Origin of the sequence: Wolbachia endosymbiont of Encarsia formosa, from assembly GCF_039540065.1 — a bacterium.
GTDB lineage: Bacteria > Pseudomonadota > Alphaproteobacteria > Rickettsiales > Anaplasmataceae > Wolbachia.
Genome location: NZ_CP154278.1, coordinates 911,433 through 927,818, shown reverse-complemented (window position 1 = coordinate 927,818; position 16,386 = coordinate 911,433). Strand labels below are relative to the sequence as shown.

Annotated in this window: 18 protein-coding genes and 1 other RNA gene; 14 read left to right on the top strand and 5 right to left on the bottom strand. The window is 33.5% G+C overall.

Going from position 1 to position 16,386, the window contains the following annotated elements:
• Positions 1 to 38: 38 nt before the first annotated feature.
• The 5 genes from AAE962_RS05045 to AAE962_RS05025 all read right to left on the bottom strand — a co-directional run bounded on the left by AAE962_RS05045 (position 39) and on the right by AAE962_RS05025 (position 4,376).
• A complete protein-coding gene (locus AAE962_RS05045) occupies positions 39 to 629 on the bottom strand; it encodes a hypothetical protein (RefSeq protein WP_343288824.1) in 591 nt (196 codons plus the stop codon).
• A 51-nt stretch (positions 630 to 680) separates the two neighbouring features.
• Positions 681 to 1,235, bottom strand: a complete 555-nt coding sequence (locus AAE962_RS05040; RefSeq protein WP_343288823.1) for a hypothetical protein — start codon at positions 1,233 to 1,235, stop codon at positions 681 to 683.
• Positions 1,236 to 1,677: 442 nt separating this feature from the next.
• The gene (locus AAE962_RS05035) at positions 1,678 to 1,968 is read right to left on the bottom strand and encodes a hypothetical protein (protein ID WP_343288822.1); all 291 of its coding nucleotides are present in this window, start codon (positions 1,966 to 1,968) and stop codon (positions 1,678 to 1,680) included.
• Entirely contained in the window at positions 1,965 to 2,927 is a 963-nt protein-coding gene (locus tag AAE962_RS05030; protein ID WP_343288821.1) for a hypothetical protein, read from the bottom strand. Before AAE962_RS05030 ends, AAE962_RS05035 begins: the two co-directional genes overlap by 4 nt.
• 366 nt (positions 2,928 to 3,293) lie before the next feature.
• Positions 3,294 to 4,376 (bottom strand): hypothetical protein, encoded by a 1,083-nt coding sequence (locus AAE962_RS05025; RefSeq protein WP_343288820.1) that lies wholly within the window; start codon positions 4,374 to 4,376, stop codon positions 3,294 to 3,296.
• A 125-nt stretch (positions 4,377 to 4,501) separates the two neighbouring features.
• Here AAE962_RS05025 and AAE962_RS05020 point away from each other — a divergent pair, with 125 nt between their 5' ends.
• From AAE962_RS05020 to AAE962_RS04955, 14 genes are all read left to right on the top strand, one after another.
• Entirely contained in the window at positions 4,502 to 5,143 is a 642-nt protein-coding gene (locus AAE962_RS05020; protein WP_343288819.1) for an HAD-IA family hydrolase, read from the top strand.
• The gene (locus tag AAE962_RS05015) at positions 5,143 to 5,616 is read left to right on the top strand and encodes an RDD family protein (protein WP_343288818.1); all 474 of its coding nucleotides are present in this window, start codon (positions 5,143 to 5,145) and stop codon (positions 5,614 to 5,616) included. Before AAE962_RS05020 ends, AAE962_RS05015 begins: the two co-directional genes overlap by 1 nt.
• Positions 5,617 to 5,669: 53 nt before the next feature.
• Complete coding sequence (gene bfr / locus AAE962_RS05010) at positions 5,670 to 6,146, top strand: bacterioferritin (RefSeq protein WP_343288817.1); 477 nt, start codon at positions 5,670 to 5,672, stop codon at positions 6,144 to 6,146.
• A 1-nt stretch (position 6,147) separates the two neighbouring features.
• On the top strand, positions 6,148 to 6,792 hold the full coding sequence (locus AAE962_RS05005) for an SURF1 family protein (RefSeq protein ID WP_343288816.1): 645 nt from the start codon (positions 6,148 to 6,150) through the stop codon (positions 6,790 to 6,792).
• Positions 6,768 to 7,766, top strand: coding sequence for a recombinase zinc beta ribbon domain-containing protein (locus AAE962_RS05000; RefSeq protein WP_265030520.1), 999 nt, complete (start codon positions 6,768 to 6,770; stop codon positions 7,764 to 7,766). The genes AAE962_RS05005 and AAE962_RS05000 overlap by 25 nt, the downstream gene beginning before the upstream one ends.
• Before the next feature lie 21 nt (positions 7,767 to 7,787).
• The gene (locus AAE962_RS04995; RefSeq protein ID WP_064085314.1) at positions 7,788 to 8,105 is read left to right on the top strand and encodes a WPE palindromic element domain-containing protein; all 318 of its coding nucleotides are present in this window, start codon (positions 7,788 to 7,790) and stop codon (positions 8,103 to 8,105) included.
• The gene (eno, locus tag AAE962_RS04990) at positions 8,102 to 9,376 is read left to right on the top strand and encodes a phosphopyruvate hydratase (RefSeq protein ID WP_343288815.1); all 1,275 of its coding nucleotides are present in this window, start codon (positions 8,102 to 8,104) and stop codon (positions 9,374 to 9,376) included. The genes AAE962_RS04995 and eno overlap by 4 nt, the downstream gene beginning before the upstream one ends.
• On the top strand, positions 9,364 to 10,377 hold the full coding sequence (gene cgtA, locus AAE962_RS04985; protein ID WP_343288814.1) for an Obg family GTPase CgtA: 1,014 nt from the start codon (positions 9,364 to 9,366) through the stop codon (positions 10,375 to 10,377). The genes eno and cgtA overlap by 13 nt, the downstream gene beginning before the upstream one ends.
• A 333-nt stretch (positions 10,378 to 10,710) precedes the next feature.
• Positions 10,711 to 11,045: a transfer-messenger RNA gene (gene ssrA / locus AAE962_RS04980) on the top strand.
• Positions 11,046 to 11,059: 14 nt separating this feature from the next.
• Complete coding sequence (locus tag AAE962_RS04975; protein WP_343288813.1) at positions 11,060 to 11,488, top strand: ClpXP protease specificity-enhancing factor SspB; 429 nt, start codon at positions 11,060 to 11,062, stop codon at positions 11,486 to 11,488.
• Positions 11,489 to 12,001: 513 nt separating this feature from the next.
• A complete protein-coding gene (locus AAE962_RS04970) occupies positions 12,002 to 13,144 on the top strand; it encodes a hypothetical protein (protein WP_343288812.1) in 1,143 nt (380 codons plus the stop codon).
• Between the two features lie 72 nt (positions 13,145 to 13,216).
• On the top strand, positions 13,217 to 13,495 hold the full coding sequence (locus tag AAE962_RS04965; protein WP_343288811.1) for a YggT family protein: 279 nt from the start codon (positions 13,217 to 13,219) through the stop codon (positions 13,493 to 13,495).
• On the top strand, positions 13,496 to 15,607 hold the full coding sequence (locus AAE962_RS04960; RefSeq protein ID WP_343288810.1) for a DNA translocase FtsK: 2,112 nt from the start codon (positions 13,496 to 13,498) through the stop codon (positions 15,605 to 15,607).
• A gap of 119 nt (positions 15,608 to 15,726) precedes the next feature.
• Positions 15,727 to 16,242, top strand: coding sequence for a hypothetical protein (locus AAE962_RS04955; RefSeq protein ID WP_343288809.1), 516 nt, complete (start codon positions 15,727 to 15,729; stop codon positions 16,240 to 16,242).
• The last annotated feature ends 144 nt before the right edge of the window (positions 16,243 to 16,386 follow it).

Below are 16,386 nucleotides of genomic sequence, written 5' to 3'. Positions count from 1 at the left end.
TAGTTATTGTGGTAATATGTATGGAACTTTGCTGGTTGCTATACATATACCTCTTCTAAATCACTTAGAGCGTGGTCATTGTGATTAAAGCCATATATCTTAGCCATCTCATCTAGCGTAACAGAGCTTAGAGAGAAACTGAACTCTGGCAATTGATTCACATTTGAGGATTGCAGACTAGTTAATGGCTCTCCGCCATTTATTTGAGAGTCTAGGAAAGTTCGCTCACCTTCCAGGCTAGTATGTTCTTCTTGCACTGAACTATCATTAACTATTGAATCTTCTGGTACTATATTGCAGAATTGATTATGGAATTCAGCAAAACCCTCAAATGGAGGTACTGGTATGCATTGGCGCTTTGCTGGTGGATCCACTGTGCATATTTCTTCTAATTCACATTCTGTAAGACTATTATACGCTGTAAAAAATAAATCTTGTGATCGCTGTTTTCCAGTTATTGAACGAATTATTTGGCTATATAATTGATTCTCTTCAGCTCTTTTTCTTTTTTTTACTAACGGTTCATTTTCATAAGAAAAGTCTGGTCTACTATCAAATGGATATTCAACAACTGTTTCCTCGAATGCAGGAGATATAGGAGATAAATTTAACTCTGGCAAATCATCCACAATTGAGGATTGCAGACTAGTTACTCCATTTATCAAATAGTTATAATAAGACTATGGGTATAATTGCTCACCTTCTAGGCTATCTGATATATTCTCATTCGACGTTAAACTGCTACTAACTGTCGAATTTTCTGTTACAGTATTGCAGAATTGATTATCGAATTCAGCAAAACCTGGAAATGGAATTACTGTTTGGCTACATGATTGATCCTCTTTGTCAGAAGAAAGTTCTAGTCTAGTATCAAATTTATGTTCAACAACTGTTTCCTCGAATGCATGTGGTATAGGAGAGAAATGTGCTGCTGGCAAATCATCTTTGTTTTGTACTAACGGTTCATTGGAGTTTTCAGTGCTTAAATTGTTTACACTCTCTTTATTATTTAAATAAAATTCCCTTAGGGTACACTTAGCTTTGACAGTTGATTTTGTCTTCAAATGTACTCTATAATCTTCTTTTTGCTGGGGATTCAGTTGATTAAATAGGATTTTAAATAAAGTATATTGGGGATCAATACAATCAAGTGTATTGAAAGCAAACTCTTGAGGTAACTGATTAAAGATAGAAAGTGAGTCTTTCTGCTCTAGAGCATTTAATATGCCGTACATAGCTTTAGAGCCTTGAGGATTTGCTTTAACATGGCTCTATATATTGATTTTTATGGTTAGTGCTAAGGTTATTAAATGCCTTTCTAAATTTATTTTTTTGGTAAGAGTAAGTTGATTTGTTTAAATTTTTCACCACTTCGTCGCTTATACTACCATGCATTTCTTTACCACCATTAAAGTTAATATATTAATATTGTATGAGATTTGATGATAAAATCAATATAAAATGTTTTAAAATTAATTATTTTTATTATAAAAACAGGAATTCTATTAATTATTTTCCTGATTTGTGTCTGTTTTGCTTTCTATAGCTAATCCAAATTAGGTTTACCGAAACAAATTTTATAAATAATTTAAGTTAGCGCGTGACTAGATTTTTAGATTGGATCATATCATAGGATGACAAATTGGACCCCAGACTATGCAAGAAATCTAAGGCGAATTATCTTTCATGGTCTGTCTTTGTTTTTTCTACTTTTGTGACAGGAGTTACCAATGGATTATCAATTTGCTTTAAACCTTCACTTGCGCTTTGGTCTTGATTTGAAAGGAGCTTATTTTGTTGTTGCCCTTCATCGTTTGAAGTGCTTTTTTGAGTAGTGCCTTTTCTATCCTCTACACTCTTTTTATCTTCACTAAAAAGTTTTTTGAATATTTTCTTCAGAAAACGTACCAAAAAGCCTTCTTCTTTTTGATTTTCTTTAGGTTGAGCTATATTTTTCTTTTCACTCAACTGAGATTTTTTATTATTAGATTTTTTTCTGTAGTATTCCTATCCACTGAGACTTGTTTTAATGAAATTTCAGGCTTTTTGTTGCTCGGTTTATCTTTTATAGGATCCTTGCTTACTGAAGGTTGTACTGTATCTGTTTGAACAGAAATCTTTTCTTGTTGAAAGTTTCTATCTTCTGAAACAGGTCTTCCAGAAGTATTTGTTTCGCTAACTGAGTCACGAATTTTGTCTTTTTGCACAGAGGTCTTTTCTTGTTCAAAGTTTTTATTTTCTGAAATAGCTCTTCCAGGAGTATCTATTTTGCTAACTGAGTCACGAATTTTGTCTGTTTGAATAGAAATCTTTTCTTGTTTATTTTGATCAGAAATTTTGCCTTCTAATGTAGTTTGAGATTTTTTATTACTTTCAAACTCTGCAACTTTTTTACTTGTAAAAACGTCTTTTCCTTCGAATTTCTGTTTAAATCCAGCAATCTTTTCAAAATCTTCAGCTATTTTTTTGGCTGCACGATCCATTCGACCTTCAAGATTATGAATCAATTTTTTAATAATCTTCACTTCATCTTTACGCCCTTTTTGAACTTTAAGCTCTCGGTGCAATTCAACAATAATTTTTACTTTATCTTCCAATGAAGAATTTTCTGGTTTAAGTTCCCGATTCAATTCGACGATCTTTTCAAAATCTTTAGCTACTTTTTTAGCTGCAAGGTTCATTCGATCTCTAAGACTACGATTTAATTTTGCAATAGTCTTGATTTTATCTTCCAGTGAAGAATTATCTGCTATAGAAACATCTTTTAACTTTTTCTCGAGACTTTGTTTAGTTACTTGCCTTTTGTAAGCTTTAAGTTCCTGGCGCAACTCATTGATATTCTTCACTTTATCTTCTAGTGACAAGGTGCCCGCAAAAGCATCTTGAAATTTCTTCTCAATATTTGATATATCTTGAAGTTGTAACATACCTACTATATAAAAGCTTATACTAAAATAAGTATACTAGATAATTATGTAAAAATGATTAACATAGAAGGAGCAACCCTTTATGTGGACACTTATGATTATGGATTTTTAAATTTTTTCTTGTTATAAGGTGACTCTAATCATTATTAACAGTTTACTATATAAAAGAAGGAATAAATGTATCTTATGAATATTGGAACGATACTGATGAAGGTAGTTTGATTGTCACCTAGATATGTCCATGCTATGAAAATTAGAAGCTGAATTCTTTATTACAGACGTATTAATCGACCCTCATTCTAGAGCTAAAAATTCCCCTGTATAATAAACTTGTGTGATGCAAGTCTATTATACAGGCTATGTGCATTATCTTCCGCGACCTGTGTTTGTTTTTTCTACTTCAGGAGTATTGACAGGCGTTACCGATGGATCATCAAGCTTTGTTGCTTGCTTTAAACCCTCACTTATACTTTGATCTTGACTTAAAATTTTGTCGAAATTTTTACTTTGTTGATTACCATTCATCACTCTAATTTCTAAGCCAGGACCTTTATAATTGAAAGACTCGCCAGGTTGGACATTATGTTCCTTACCATCAATATTTAAGTTAATCGCATTAGTAACATTCGGAAAAGTTGTATCTTGTTCAGAACTATTGTATGTAATCTTAATATTGAGAGCTTTATCTTGATAATTAAATGCTTTTCCTGGTTCTAAATTGAACTCTTTTCCATTTACATTTATGAAAGAGCTTTGACTTATACTCTGTTGCTGAATTCCGTTATTCGATGTACTTTTTTGAGCAGCTTCTTTTGTATCACGAGCATTTTCCACATTCTTTTCATCCTCACCAAAAAGTTTTTCTAATATTTTTTTCAAAAAGCGCCCCAAGAGACTAAGCAAGCCTTCTTCTTTCTGATTTTCTTGTGGTTGTGGTGTATCATCTTGCTTAAGCTCTTCACTACTCTTTGAGTTTTGCACTCCCATGCCTTTCTGCTTAGAAACCTGATTAGTTTCCCGTAATGGTTTATCATTGTTATCTGGTTGCTTAAGCTCTTCACTACTCTTTGTAGTCATTGAAGCTTGAACTCCTATGTCTTTTTGTTTAGAAATTTGCTTAGTTTTTTGCAATGGTTTATCATTGCTGTCTGGTTTACTACTTTTATTTATAACAAATTCCTTTCTTAATTCTTGTGTTGATCGTCTAAGTTTATCTATTTCTTGATCATTCTGTTTTTTTCGTCTTTCAAGCTCTTTGCTTAATTCAGCAACGTTTTTCATCTTGCCTTCAAGTTCTTGACTTCTTGCAGACTTCAGAGCCTTTGTTTCTTTTGCTATATGATCAACCTTCTCTTCTAATGATGTACCTTCTGGAAAAGCACCTGGAGAACGTTTAAAAACGTCTTTGAATTTCTTTTCAACACTTGGTGTGTCTTTAAACTGTGCCATACCTACTACCTGAAAGCATATAATATAACCAGTGTATTAGGTTACTATGTAAAAATGATTAACATAGAAGCTTTATCATCAAAATATTATTTACTTATTAGTTTAAAATACGTCACAATATAAAAATGAAAAATAGCCGATTAGCGGTAGTATTCGATTGGGATAACACCTTAGTTGATACTCAAGATAATATTTCTAATGCCATTAAGCATACTTTAGATTTGATGGGATCTGGCAGTAAAGTTGTTGATAGAAATTCTCATGAATCAAGAAAGAGCTACATGGTTAATTTGTTTGGTGATCAGTGGAAAAAAGCGAACCAGATATATCAAAAATACCTAGATAATGCATTGTTACAAAATATTACTCTGAATGAAGTAGTAGAGAAAATGCTGCAGACACTGAAAAGCCACAATATTTACCTAGCGATAGTTAGCAATAAGAAAAATACTAATTTACGTCAAGAAGTTGCCTACTTTAAACTAGATTCTTACTTTGAAAGAATAGTTGGCTCATGTGATACTGCAGAAGATAAGCCATCTGCAACTCCACTGCTATTTGCACTAGAGGAGAGTACGCTACCTGTAAATAGAGAAAATGTGTTTTTTGTTGGTGATAGCATCACAGACATTCTATGTGCACAAAATGCCAATTGCTTACCTATTATATACGGCCAATCAATAAGCGGTTATGAAGATTTGTTATATTTTCAACATTTTAATAAACTTACAGAATTCATAGTAAAGTATTTGAAAGATAGGTGGTAATGACAGAGATCGCTAGTGTACACAGGCGCTTTTGCGCATATTTAATAGATGTAGCAATTTTATTAATTCCAACCTTACTAATTGTGTTGTCATTAGGGGATTTTCCATTAATTTTACACCTGTCATACATGTGTATAAATTGTGGTTACTTTACATATTTTATATCTTCAACAGCTCAAGCAACTCCTGGTCAACAGTTAATGAATATATATACTATCACTTTAGATAGTTCTAAAATAGGTTTGATCTTAGCATTTGATCGCACTATCTCTCAGTTTTTTCTTCCTATGCTAAATAATTTAATTATCAACTTTATCAAACTTTTTCATACGTTAGTAGATGTTTTAAATACACTAGAAGTGATTATAGTTATGCTTACCTTCAGTTGGTATTTAGTTGCTTGCTTCTCTCAGAGGAAACAGGCATTTCATGATGTGCTATTTGATACGATTGTTGTGAGAAAAATAAATTGATGTGACCTTGATTATTATGTAGATTACATTGGTATATTAGATAAAGAAAGGTTATGAATAAAGAAATAGTAGAACATTTAAATAAATTACTTACAAATGAGCTGACTTCTGTACGCCAGTATCTTTTGCATTCTGCTATTCTTAAAAATAGCGGAATCAATAAACTTGCAGAAAAGATGAGAAAGGAGCTTAATGAAGAACTTGAGCATACAAATAGGCTGGCAGAAAGAATTTTACTGCTTAAGGGCATGCCAAATTTTCAAGATACAAATAAAATCTCAAAGTATGAAGGAAAGTTCACAAAAGATACAATGCAGAAAATCTTAGAAGATAATTCTAACTTAGAAGAAGAAGGTATCAAGGGCATCAAAGAGGCAATTTCCGTTGCTGAAAAAGAAAAGGATTTCGTGAGTGTAATGTTATTAGAAGGACTACTGAAAAATGAGGAAGAGCACTTACATTGGATCAAAGAACAGATTGACCTTATTGAGCTTATGGGTATTGAAAATTACTTGAGAACACAAATATAGAGTGTTAAGAAAAACAGTATTTATTTTCATTATACCTTTTTTACTTCTTTTTTCACTCGGGTTATGGCAGTTATTTAGATTGAGCTGGAAGAATAATATTATCAAAAATATGGATCTTCCAGTTATTCATCTACTGCCTAGTGATAATCTTTCAAAGTTTAACTACAGAAACGTTAAAATCGACGGAATTTTAAGTGATATAGAACTATATGTTTTCGCAGGTCAACGTGGCTATCATGTGCTGTCTCCTATGTTGCTTATCAATGGACATTACATGTTAATAAATAAAGGAATAGTCAGAGAAAAAAAAGAAGAAAAAGCAAAAATTGAAAAAGTAGCTGCTGATGGCGTTTTGTATTGTGATGGTAGCAAAAATTGGTTTATCAAAAATGATATTGCTTCAAATACATGGTTTACCCTAAGTACAGAAGAGATCTCCAATGAACTAGGTATTAAGCTAGAGAAATGTATATTGTGGCAAGATAATTTTGGTGGCAAATTGACTATACAGCCAATAAAGCATCTTGAATACGCAATTACTTGGTTTGCACTTTCCTTGATTTGGCTCATTATGTGCGTATTTTACTATAGGCAAATATATATAAGTCGTAGAGATATAGTGTGGAAAAAGAAAAGCTACAAATAGAAAAAATGCAACAAAGTGGAAGAAAATACTTATTACAAGGGTTAGTGATATGTCAGTGTTGCAAATCCGTTTATTATGGAATGAGTAATGCTAAGGGAGGAAGAAGTTACTATCGTTGTCCTGGAAAACGTTTTGGTGAATGTAACAGCAAATCAATACGCGCAGATATACTAGAAGGGGTAGTATGGGAAGAAGTGAAGATGTTAAGAGGGCATATAACGAAGGAAAAGTGTGATTTATCAGAGGTAGATTGGGAGACTAAATTTAATATAATTAGAAAATTAGTTCAGCGTATTGAAATTGATGATGATAATGTACATATGGTGTTTCGATTAAAAGAACTAGCTCTCGAAAGACAAAAAGAAGATATTCAACCTTGTACCAGAATTATAAAGAATGTAGTGCTATCAAATGCAATAGGAATGCATAAAGTTAGCAACGCCCTGGCTGCAATATCAGTTGCAGTGAAACTTGGAATTAGTGATGAAGAGATTAAAAAAGGTCTTTTGGAATTTAAAGGAGTAGCAAGGAGATTTTCTTTAATTGCCGATATTAAAGGTGTTAAGTTAATTGAGGACTATGCTCATCATCCAAATGAAATACAAGCAACCCTGGCAGCAGCACGTTTGACCACTAAAGGAAAGGTAACAGGAATTATCGAGCCGCTTCGTTTTGCTCGTGTTCGTAATTTTTTTGATGAGTTCGTACGAATTTTCATGATGTTTGATTATGTAATTCTCACTCCTGTCCATCCTCCAGAAGATAAGCCTATTCCTGGCTGTGGAATTGATGATATACAAAAAGCCTTGATCAGTAATGGGTTTAATGATGTGAAGATTATGAATGATGCTTTACTCATTTCACATTTTATTAGTAATTCGACAAGTTCAGGAGATGTAGTATTATTTATTGGTGCTGGTAGTAATATAGCTAAACTAGCGAAAGAAACTGCAAAGCTGCTGCTAGTAAAATAAACTTAAGCATTGGTGATTTATATGATAAAATTGTGTAGTAAAACTGGATCCCATTGTCTAGGCAAACAACTGTACAGACATTGCGATATGGGGATAGCTTCCATTAAGAATGGTGTCATCCCAGTGCCCAGACACTGGGATCCAGAAGACTTAACTTTAAATAAGTGGCTGTATAATAAAAACTGGATTCCAGTGTCAAGCACTGGAATGACACCATCTGCTACTCAAATTATCTGTTTATCTGTAGGTTACAATGTTCGTACACTGAAATGTTACAGCGCTGGGGTGACATTTCCCGAACGTGAACACAATTGTGAATCTAGTGGAGGTTTAGCATGATGAAAAAGACGATCAGCAGTGTATTTGCAAGAGAAATTTTAGATAGCAGGGGTTACCCAACAATTGAGGTAGAAATAGAACTATGTGATGGAGCAACAGGTAGAGCCGCTGTCCCTTCTGGGGCTTCGACCGGTAAACTAGAATCATTGGAGCTGAGAGATCAAGATGAAAAAAGGTATTGTGGTAAAGGAGTGCTGAAAGCTGTTCAATCTGTGAGTGAAGTGATAGCAAATAAAATAATTGGCATGGATGCAGCAAACCAGAGTGCAATTGATAAAGTTTTAATTGAACTAGATGGAACAAAAAATAAATCTAAACTTGGAGCAAATGCAACTTTGGGTGTGTCTCTTGCTGTTGCAAAAGCAGCAGCAAACAGTTTCAAAACACCGTTATATAAATATTTGGGCGTAGGGGAGAAGCAGATGCCAGTTCCGCTAATTAACGTCATTAATGGTGGAGTACATGCGGATAATAAACTCGATTTTCAAGAATTTATGATTCTTCCTGTTGGTGCTGAAACTTTCAGTGAAGCAATAAGAATATCTGCAGAGGTATTTCATAACTTGCGCAGTATTCTTAAGAAAAAAGGTTATAGTACAAATGTAGGAGATGAAGGTGGTTTTGCACCAAACATTGGAAGCACTGAAGAAGCTCTTAATCTGATAATTCAGGCTGTGGAATCTGCTGGTTATTCAATGCAAAATCACTTTGCACTTGGTCTTGATGTTGCTGCATCTACTTTTTATGAAGATGGAGTTTATAAATTTGAAAACAGAGAACTCACTTCAGAGGAATTGGTTCAGTATTATTTTGACCTTGTAGGCAAATATCCAATAATTTCTATAGAAGATGCAATGAATGAAGACGACTATGAAGGTTGGAAATTACTTACTGTAAAACTTGGTAATAAAGTTCAATTGGTTGGAGATGATTTATTTGTTACAAATTGTAAACTAATAAGTAAAGGAATAGAGGAGAAAATGGCAAATGCTGTACTAATCAAGCCAAACCAGATAGGAACACTTACGGAAACTTTTGCTGCTATTGAAATGGCAAAATTAAATGGCTACAGGGCTATTATTTCACATCGCTCAGGTGAAACAGAAGACACAACGATATCCCACATATCAGTTGCGTCGAATTGTGGGCAAATAAAGACTGGCTCGCTGTCGCGTTCTGATAGGCTTGCAAAGTATAATGAATTGATGAGAATAGAAAGTTCATTAGGAGAAAATGCTAAATATTATCGTGGGTTGGCATGGATTTCATAGATGAAGTTAAATTATATTTAAAAGCAGGTGATGGTGGCGATGGCTGCGCTAGTTTTCGTCGAGAAAAATTCGTTGAATTTGGTGGCCCAAACGGTGGTAATGGGGGCAGGGGAGGAGACATAATTTTCATCAGTGATGCAAATCTCAACACTTTGCTTAATTTTCGTTGTCGAAGACATATTAAAGCGAGTAGTGGAAAAAGTGGTACGAGTAGAGATAAATCTGGCACAGCAGGAAAAGATATTATACTTAAAGTTCCAGTTGGTACACAAATAATCGATGAAGAAAGTGAGGAAATAATAGTAGATCTTGATAAACCTGACATGGAATTTCAAGTAGTGAAAGGTGGAAAAGGTGGGCTTGGAAATACTAACTTTAAATCTGCTACTAATAGGGCACCAAGACATTTTACCCATGGTCAGCACGGTGAAGAAAGAAATATAATATTGAAGCTAAAAGTTTTATCTGATGTTGGCATTATTGGTATGCCAAATGTAGGTAAATCTAAATTTTTAACCCGCTGCTCGAATTCTTATACGAAAGTAGGCGATTATGAATTTACTACTATAATACCACATTTAGGTGTAGCAAAAGTGGATTATAGCGAAATTGTTATAGCAGATATTCCGGGAATAATCGCTGATGCTCATCTTGGAATTGGGCTCGGGCACAAATTTTTAAAGCACATAGAAAGATGCAAAATTTTACTGCATTTAATTGATGTAACTCATGATGACATTATTTCATCTTATAATTGTACACATAATGAACTGAAGCTTTACAATAGCGACCTTATTAAGAAGGAAGAAACTGTCGTGTTAAACAAATGTGACTTATTAGAGGAAGCAGAGATTCTTGAGAAGAAGAATCATTTAGCCAATTATCTTGATAGAGAAGTACTGTGCTTATCAGTCAACGATGATTTACAGCCCATTCTGAGATTATTAAACGAGAAAGTGAAAACTAAAGAAATTGATGTGTATGATCCTTTTAAGGCATGAGCTTCCCGTTCAATTACCACAAGTCTAATGTCACTTCTTTCAACTAGAGCAATTTGTGTTAAGAATTAGGCATAAAATTTCCCATATTTATTAATAAAGAACAGAAAAAATGCAACGCACATACGACAGAGATTAAGCATATGTGTGCACATATTTGCGCTGAAGAAGATACGCTACATTTTTACTTAGTTTGATTATTTAATAGAAAAGTCTGCAGACGAAGATAGATTTTGAGCTCTAAAAATACCTCTACTGTGATTATACTAAGATTAGATAAATAGGCGAAGTAATTTTTATATTAGTTTTTTAGTTGCCAATCAATTTGGAGTTCAATAACTTGACATTTATTCAATACTACTGTATAATAAACATGTGTATTTTTTATACACTATGGCAATAAAATTACCTTGTAATAGGTGTATTGGACCCGAGGGCAGTACTCGGCGCCTCCACCATATTTTTGATACGGGGGCGAATAAGGATCGACATGCATAGTAAAGATGGTACCTTTGCTCGGTTAGATACCACCGCTAAGAGTTCACAATTTAGATGCAAACGATAACTTTGCTGCTGAAGACAATGTTGCATTAGCTGCTTAATTTAGGCACTATAACTTCATTGCTATAAGCACGGTTTAGGGAACGCCGGGTAACAGAAGTTCCCCCAAACATGTAAGGGTTATATGGATAAAACATATTATCAAAAGTCGCTTAGTTATGCTAAATTTCAAGTTATCAAAAAGGCTCTAGATACTATATTAGATAATGTTTTTACTCCTCACTTAGAGATACTGTTTTTTACGCGATTTAATGGTGTTGTCATACCAGACTACTTGAAAGAATCATATCCTACTCAAATGCTTATTATATTACAGCACCAATTTTATAGTCTAAAAGTTTTGGAGGATAAGTTTAGCGTCAGTTTGAGCTTTCGTGGAAAACAAGAACAAGTCACTGTGCCGTTTTTTGCTATTAGTGAGTTTCATGATAAAATTTCAGGAGATACTTTATTATTTAGCGTTGATTCTGATAAAGAATACGAAGATGAAGAATGTGCTGAAAAATCGTCAAATGGCAGTATCATATCTATAGATCAACTTTACGATAAGTAGTTACTTCATTTTATAAATAAAAAATATTGTATCTGTTCAGGATATCGACAAGACCATAGAGTAAAAGTGAGTTTATAACAAATGGTATCATTTGAGTAGCTAACATTGGCTTTCACATAAAAAACGTTGTAAAGCGCTTTCATGTTTACCAACTTAGTGCCAATCTGGATCCCAATGTCTAGGCACTGGGATGACAACAAAGGGGCTACTTGAACAGAGGCTATTTAGGTAACAAGAGGTGATAATAAAAGAAGCGCTGGTTTCATACGTACCTGAACACTTATCCTGCATGTAATAAACATGATCAAAAAGCTATTCATAAAGTACACATCTCTCCGTTAATTTATCAATAAATTTTTTATTCACTTGGAATCAAAGATTACAACATCTTATTAAATTTTAATAAAAATCTTTAAAATTTAAATATCTTATGTTATACTTAATATATTATTAAAATATTAGGTAGCAGTAATGTCAACGTATATAAAAGAGTACGTCAACGATATTTGTTGATTGCAAATATCAAAAATTCGTCTTCTCAAGGGAGATGAAGTCAGAGTCTTTTTTAAAGACGCTAATGGAAAAGCCTTTGATCGAACTTTTTCAAAAAGAGATATTGCAGAATTTTTAAACCAAACTATTGAAATTGAAGACTTTGTTATCACGCAAGATATAGAGAATGGCATTGCTTGTAATATAAAAGGAATTTATAAAGACAGCAAAGGGAAATATCAGTACACAGAAATAATATCATATGCTCAGGTAAAGTCGGCTTATGAAGAGTATATACAAAAATTTAAGGGAGAAGATGGCATCATATTTAAATTAAATCGACATATTTCCAAAGCCATAGGGAATATGCCAACATTGAGTGGATGGTACAGAAAAATTCTAGGCTTTAATCCTCAAAACGGATTATGTAACCCATTAAGTAACTTAATTGTTTCTATGAAGCTAGAAAGTAGAGAAGACTTTTCAAGTTTTTTTGATAGACTAAAGAATGAAATAACCGAGCAAGACATTATAGATTACCTTAATGGCAAGGGAGAAAAAGAACGGCAGTTACATTTGATACTAGTTCTATCGGAGTGCTTGCCTATTTTATGTCTTTATGATGCTAAAAAGAGTAAAAGTTTCGTTTTGTATGAGAATACTTTGCGTAATAAACAAAAATTTTCCTTTGATCCTAAAACAAAAAAACAAGCTTACATTTCTCAAAAGCAACTTGAGCATGCATTAGATAATACAGAATCAGAGCATTATATAATGTTTAGCTGCCGCCGCCGTTATTATTATAAAGATGGAAAGCTAAATAAAGAAGGGCATGCTATGCTAATATATAAGGGAGAAAACAATAGATACATATTTTTTGATGCTAATATTGGAGTGGTTGGTTTTTGTTCTAAAACAGGCATTGCACAATTAGAACGAAATGATGTGCTTGATTTGATAAACCTTGCCGTCTATTATTATTCATCCAGTGGATATTTTAGAGAGCAAGTTCCAAATAGCTGTGAAACATCAATTTTGCTTCGAGATGTAACATTGGCACTGCAGGAAATTGAAGAATTTTACAGTAAAGGAAATCCAAGGCAGCAAGTAGTGGACATTTCTGTTGATAAACAGACTAATCAGTTATTATTTATGCCTGTTTAAGTATGAAAATTATCGTGGGCTTGATTTTATATCTATCACTACACATAATAGGTTTTAGTATAAATTAGTAATATGCATCCAATCATATACTTACTTAACCTGTTACTTGATCTTTACAGCTTCATTCTAATATGCTCAGTTGTTCTCGATTTGTTGATTAAATTTAATGTGGTTAACATGTATAATGAGATTGTAAGTAACATAATGCAAACTTTAAACCGACTCACTTATCCTCCACTAAAGGTTATCAGAAGGTATATAAAACCATTAAATGGATTAGATTTATCCGTGATGATATTGATAATAGCAATTCACTTTGTAAAATATACAATTACTTACTACTTTAAGTAGATGTTAAAAAAATACCTAAAATCAGCGATATACTTTTCACTATTAATGTATATATATATATCGGTTTTTAGCTATAATTATAAAGATCAATCCTTAAACACAGCTACAAATGAGGAAGTAACAAATTTAGGTGGAATAGTAGGTTCATATTTAGCTGATATATTGGTTCAATTTCTTGGACTAGCTAGTATTACAATAGCTACAACCATAGTTTACTTTTTAATTTTTAGAGCATCATTGCTGAAAATTCTTTACTTAACGTTAATCAATGTAGCAATATATGCTATATTTTCGCAACTTTCGCTCGGTATCACTGCTAGGTACATGCACGGTGGAATGGTTGGTAATGCACTAATTAATAACTTTCAATCTTACATATTTGCAGTAGTAGCATCGGTAGGTATTGTAGGATTGATTGGTTGGAAGAGAGCAGTTTATTCTTTACTTTTCCTATGTAAAAAAATATTTTCCCTTTTTGCAAAGATTCTGTTTTTCAGGTTACGTAAAACTACTGATTATTCAATAGCACCATTAGTAATAGAGGGAAAATATAGAACCACTAGACAACAACAAAAAGAAAGACAGAAAAAAGCTACTGAAGAGATTTTTAAACCACCTTCTAGCGAGTTTGAGTTTCCAAGCATTCACTTACTTTCTAAAGTAGAAGAATCTATGCAGAGAAAACAGTTGAATGCATTAGAGAGCAATAAGAATTTATCTCTGCTCGAACAGGTGCTGAGTGATTTTGGCGTGCAAGGAAAAATTATAAGTGTATGTTATGGACCGGTTGTGACTTTATACAAACTTGAACCACAAGCAGGTACAAAATCTGCAAGAGTGATTGGTCTTGCAGATGATATTGCACGTTCAATGAGTGCACTTTCTGCACGTATTTCAATAATTCGTGGACAAAATGCTATGGGAATAGAATTGCCAAACAAGGAGCGAGAGATTGTAATGCTGCGTGATTTACTTGAATCGCCAGAATACCAAAATGCAAACTTAAATCTTCCAATTGCGCTTGGCAAGGAAATAAGCGGAAAACCAGTTATTGCAGATCTGACTAAAATGCCCCACTTGCTTGTTGCCGGAACTACAGGGTCAGGTAAGTCGGTTGCAATTAACACGATGATTCTGTCGCTTGTTTATCGACTAAGTCCTGATGAATGCAAGATGATAATGATCGATCCAAAAATGCTTGAGCTTTCAATATATGATCCAATACCGCATCTAATAACACCAGTGGTAACAGAGCCAAAAAAAGCTGTTATTGCTCTTAAGTGGATCGTGAAAGAGATGGAAAATCGCTATCGTATGATGTCATATTTAAATGTGCGGAATGTAATAAACTATAATCAAAAAATTACAGAAGCGATGAATAGCGGAATAGAATTGGAACGTGTTGTACAGATTGGGTTTAACTCAACAACGGGTAAACCTTTGTTTGAAAAAATACCACTTAAAATGGAGACATTTCCGTATATTGTGGTGATTGTAGATGAAATGGCAGATTTAATGCTTGTTGCTGGCAAAGATATAGAATGCTCTATTCAACGTTTAGCTCAGATGGCTCGTGCTGCAGGAATACACATCATAATGGCAACGCAACGCCCGTCTGTAGATGTGATAACAGGTGTGATAAAAGCAAACTTTCCAACGAGAATTAGTTTTGCTGTTACTTCTAAGATAGATAGCCGTACAATACTTGGTGAACAAGGAGCTGAACAATTGCTTGGTATGGGTGATATGCTTTATATGGCTTCTGGTGGCAAGATTATTCGAGTTCACGGTCCATTTGTAAGTGATGATGAGGTGCAAAATATAGTTGATCATCTGAAAACGCAAGGTGAGCCAAACTACATGGAGGAAATCACTCGAGAAGATGAAAATTCTTTTGCGGAATCAGAAGGTGAAACAGATGATGAAGAAAATGACCTCTACAATCAAGCAGTGGCCATTATTCAGAGAGATCAAAAGGTTTCAACTAGTTACATTCAAAGGCAACTTAGAATAGGCTATAACAGAGCTGCAAATATTGTTGAAAGAATGGAGAAAGAAGGTATTGTCAGTGCTCCGAGTTACTCAGGAAAGAGAGAGATATTGGTAGAATAACCATTAACTTAAACCAAAGAAAGTTATTTTAAGACCAATTTATAATGATAGTTAATTTAATAATAATTTAAACATTGGAAATGTAAAATTATAATATATTAATTAGCTAGGGGGTAAAAATGTCAACAAATTGGTTTCATGATTTGTTATTCGGTTCTAATGAACCGAAAATAGAAGCACTAGAAAAACTTCAACAGATGGATGCTGAGCAGTTTCAAAAGGTATTCAGTGCATTAAAAACATTGCAAGGAGATCAAACGATAGATACTGAGCAGTTTAGAAAAGTTTTTAGTGCATTAGGAGACAAGGTTGGTACTAAGCAGTTTGAAGATGTACGAAAAATCGTACTAGGGGACGAGGAAAACCCAGGACTATCTAAAACAGTATCTGATCACACGGGACAAATTGAAGATTTGATAGAAACAGTAGCAGATCAAGAAAAAACACTACTAATTTGTGCCATAGTCAGTGCTGTTGCTGCAATAGCAGTAACTAGTTTCGTTGCATTCTGTATTTATCAAGGAGTTAAGCTTGATAGGGAAAAGAAAAACGACTCATCTAAAGATACACCAACAAATGAGAAGTTTAGTGTCGATAGTGCTGAAAAACTAAATAATAGCTTAGAAAAGTGCTAACCTCTTCTTGAAAAGGTGTTACAAAATTTGTAACACCTTCCACTTCTTTTAGATTTTGCAGGTTTTGGTAGTAAATTTTTTAGAAAGATGTTTGTATTATAAAGTTAGTAGAGATTCTGATTTACTTGAAGTTTATTAATTGGT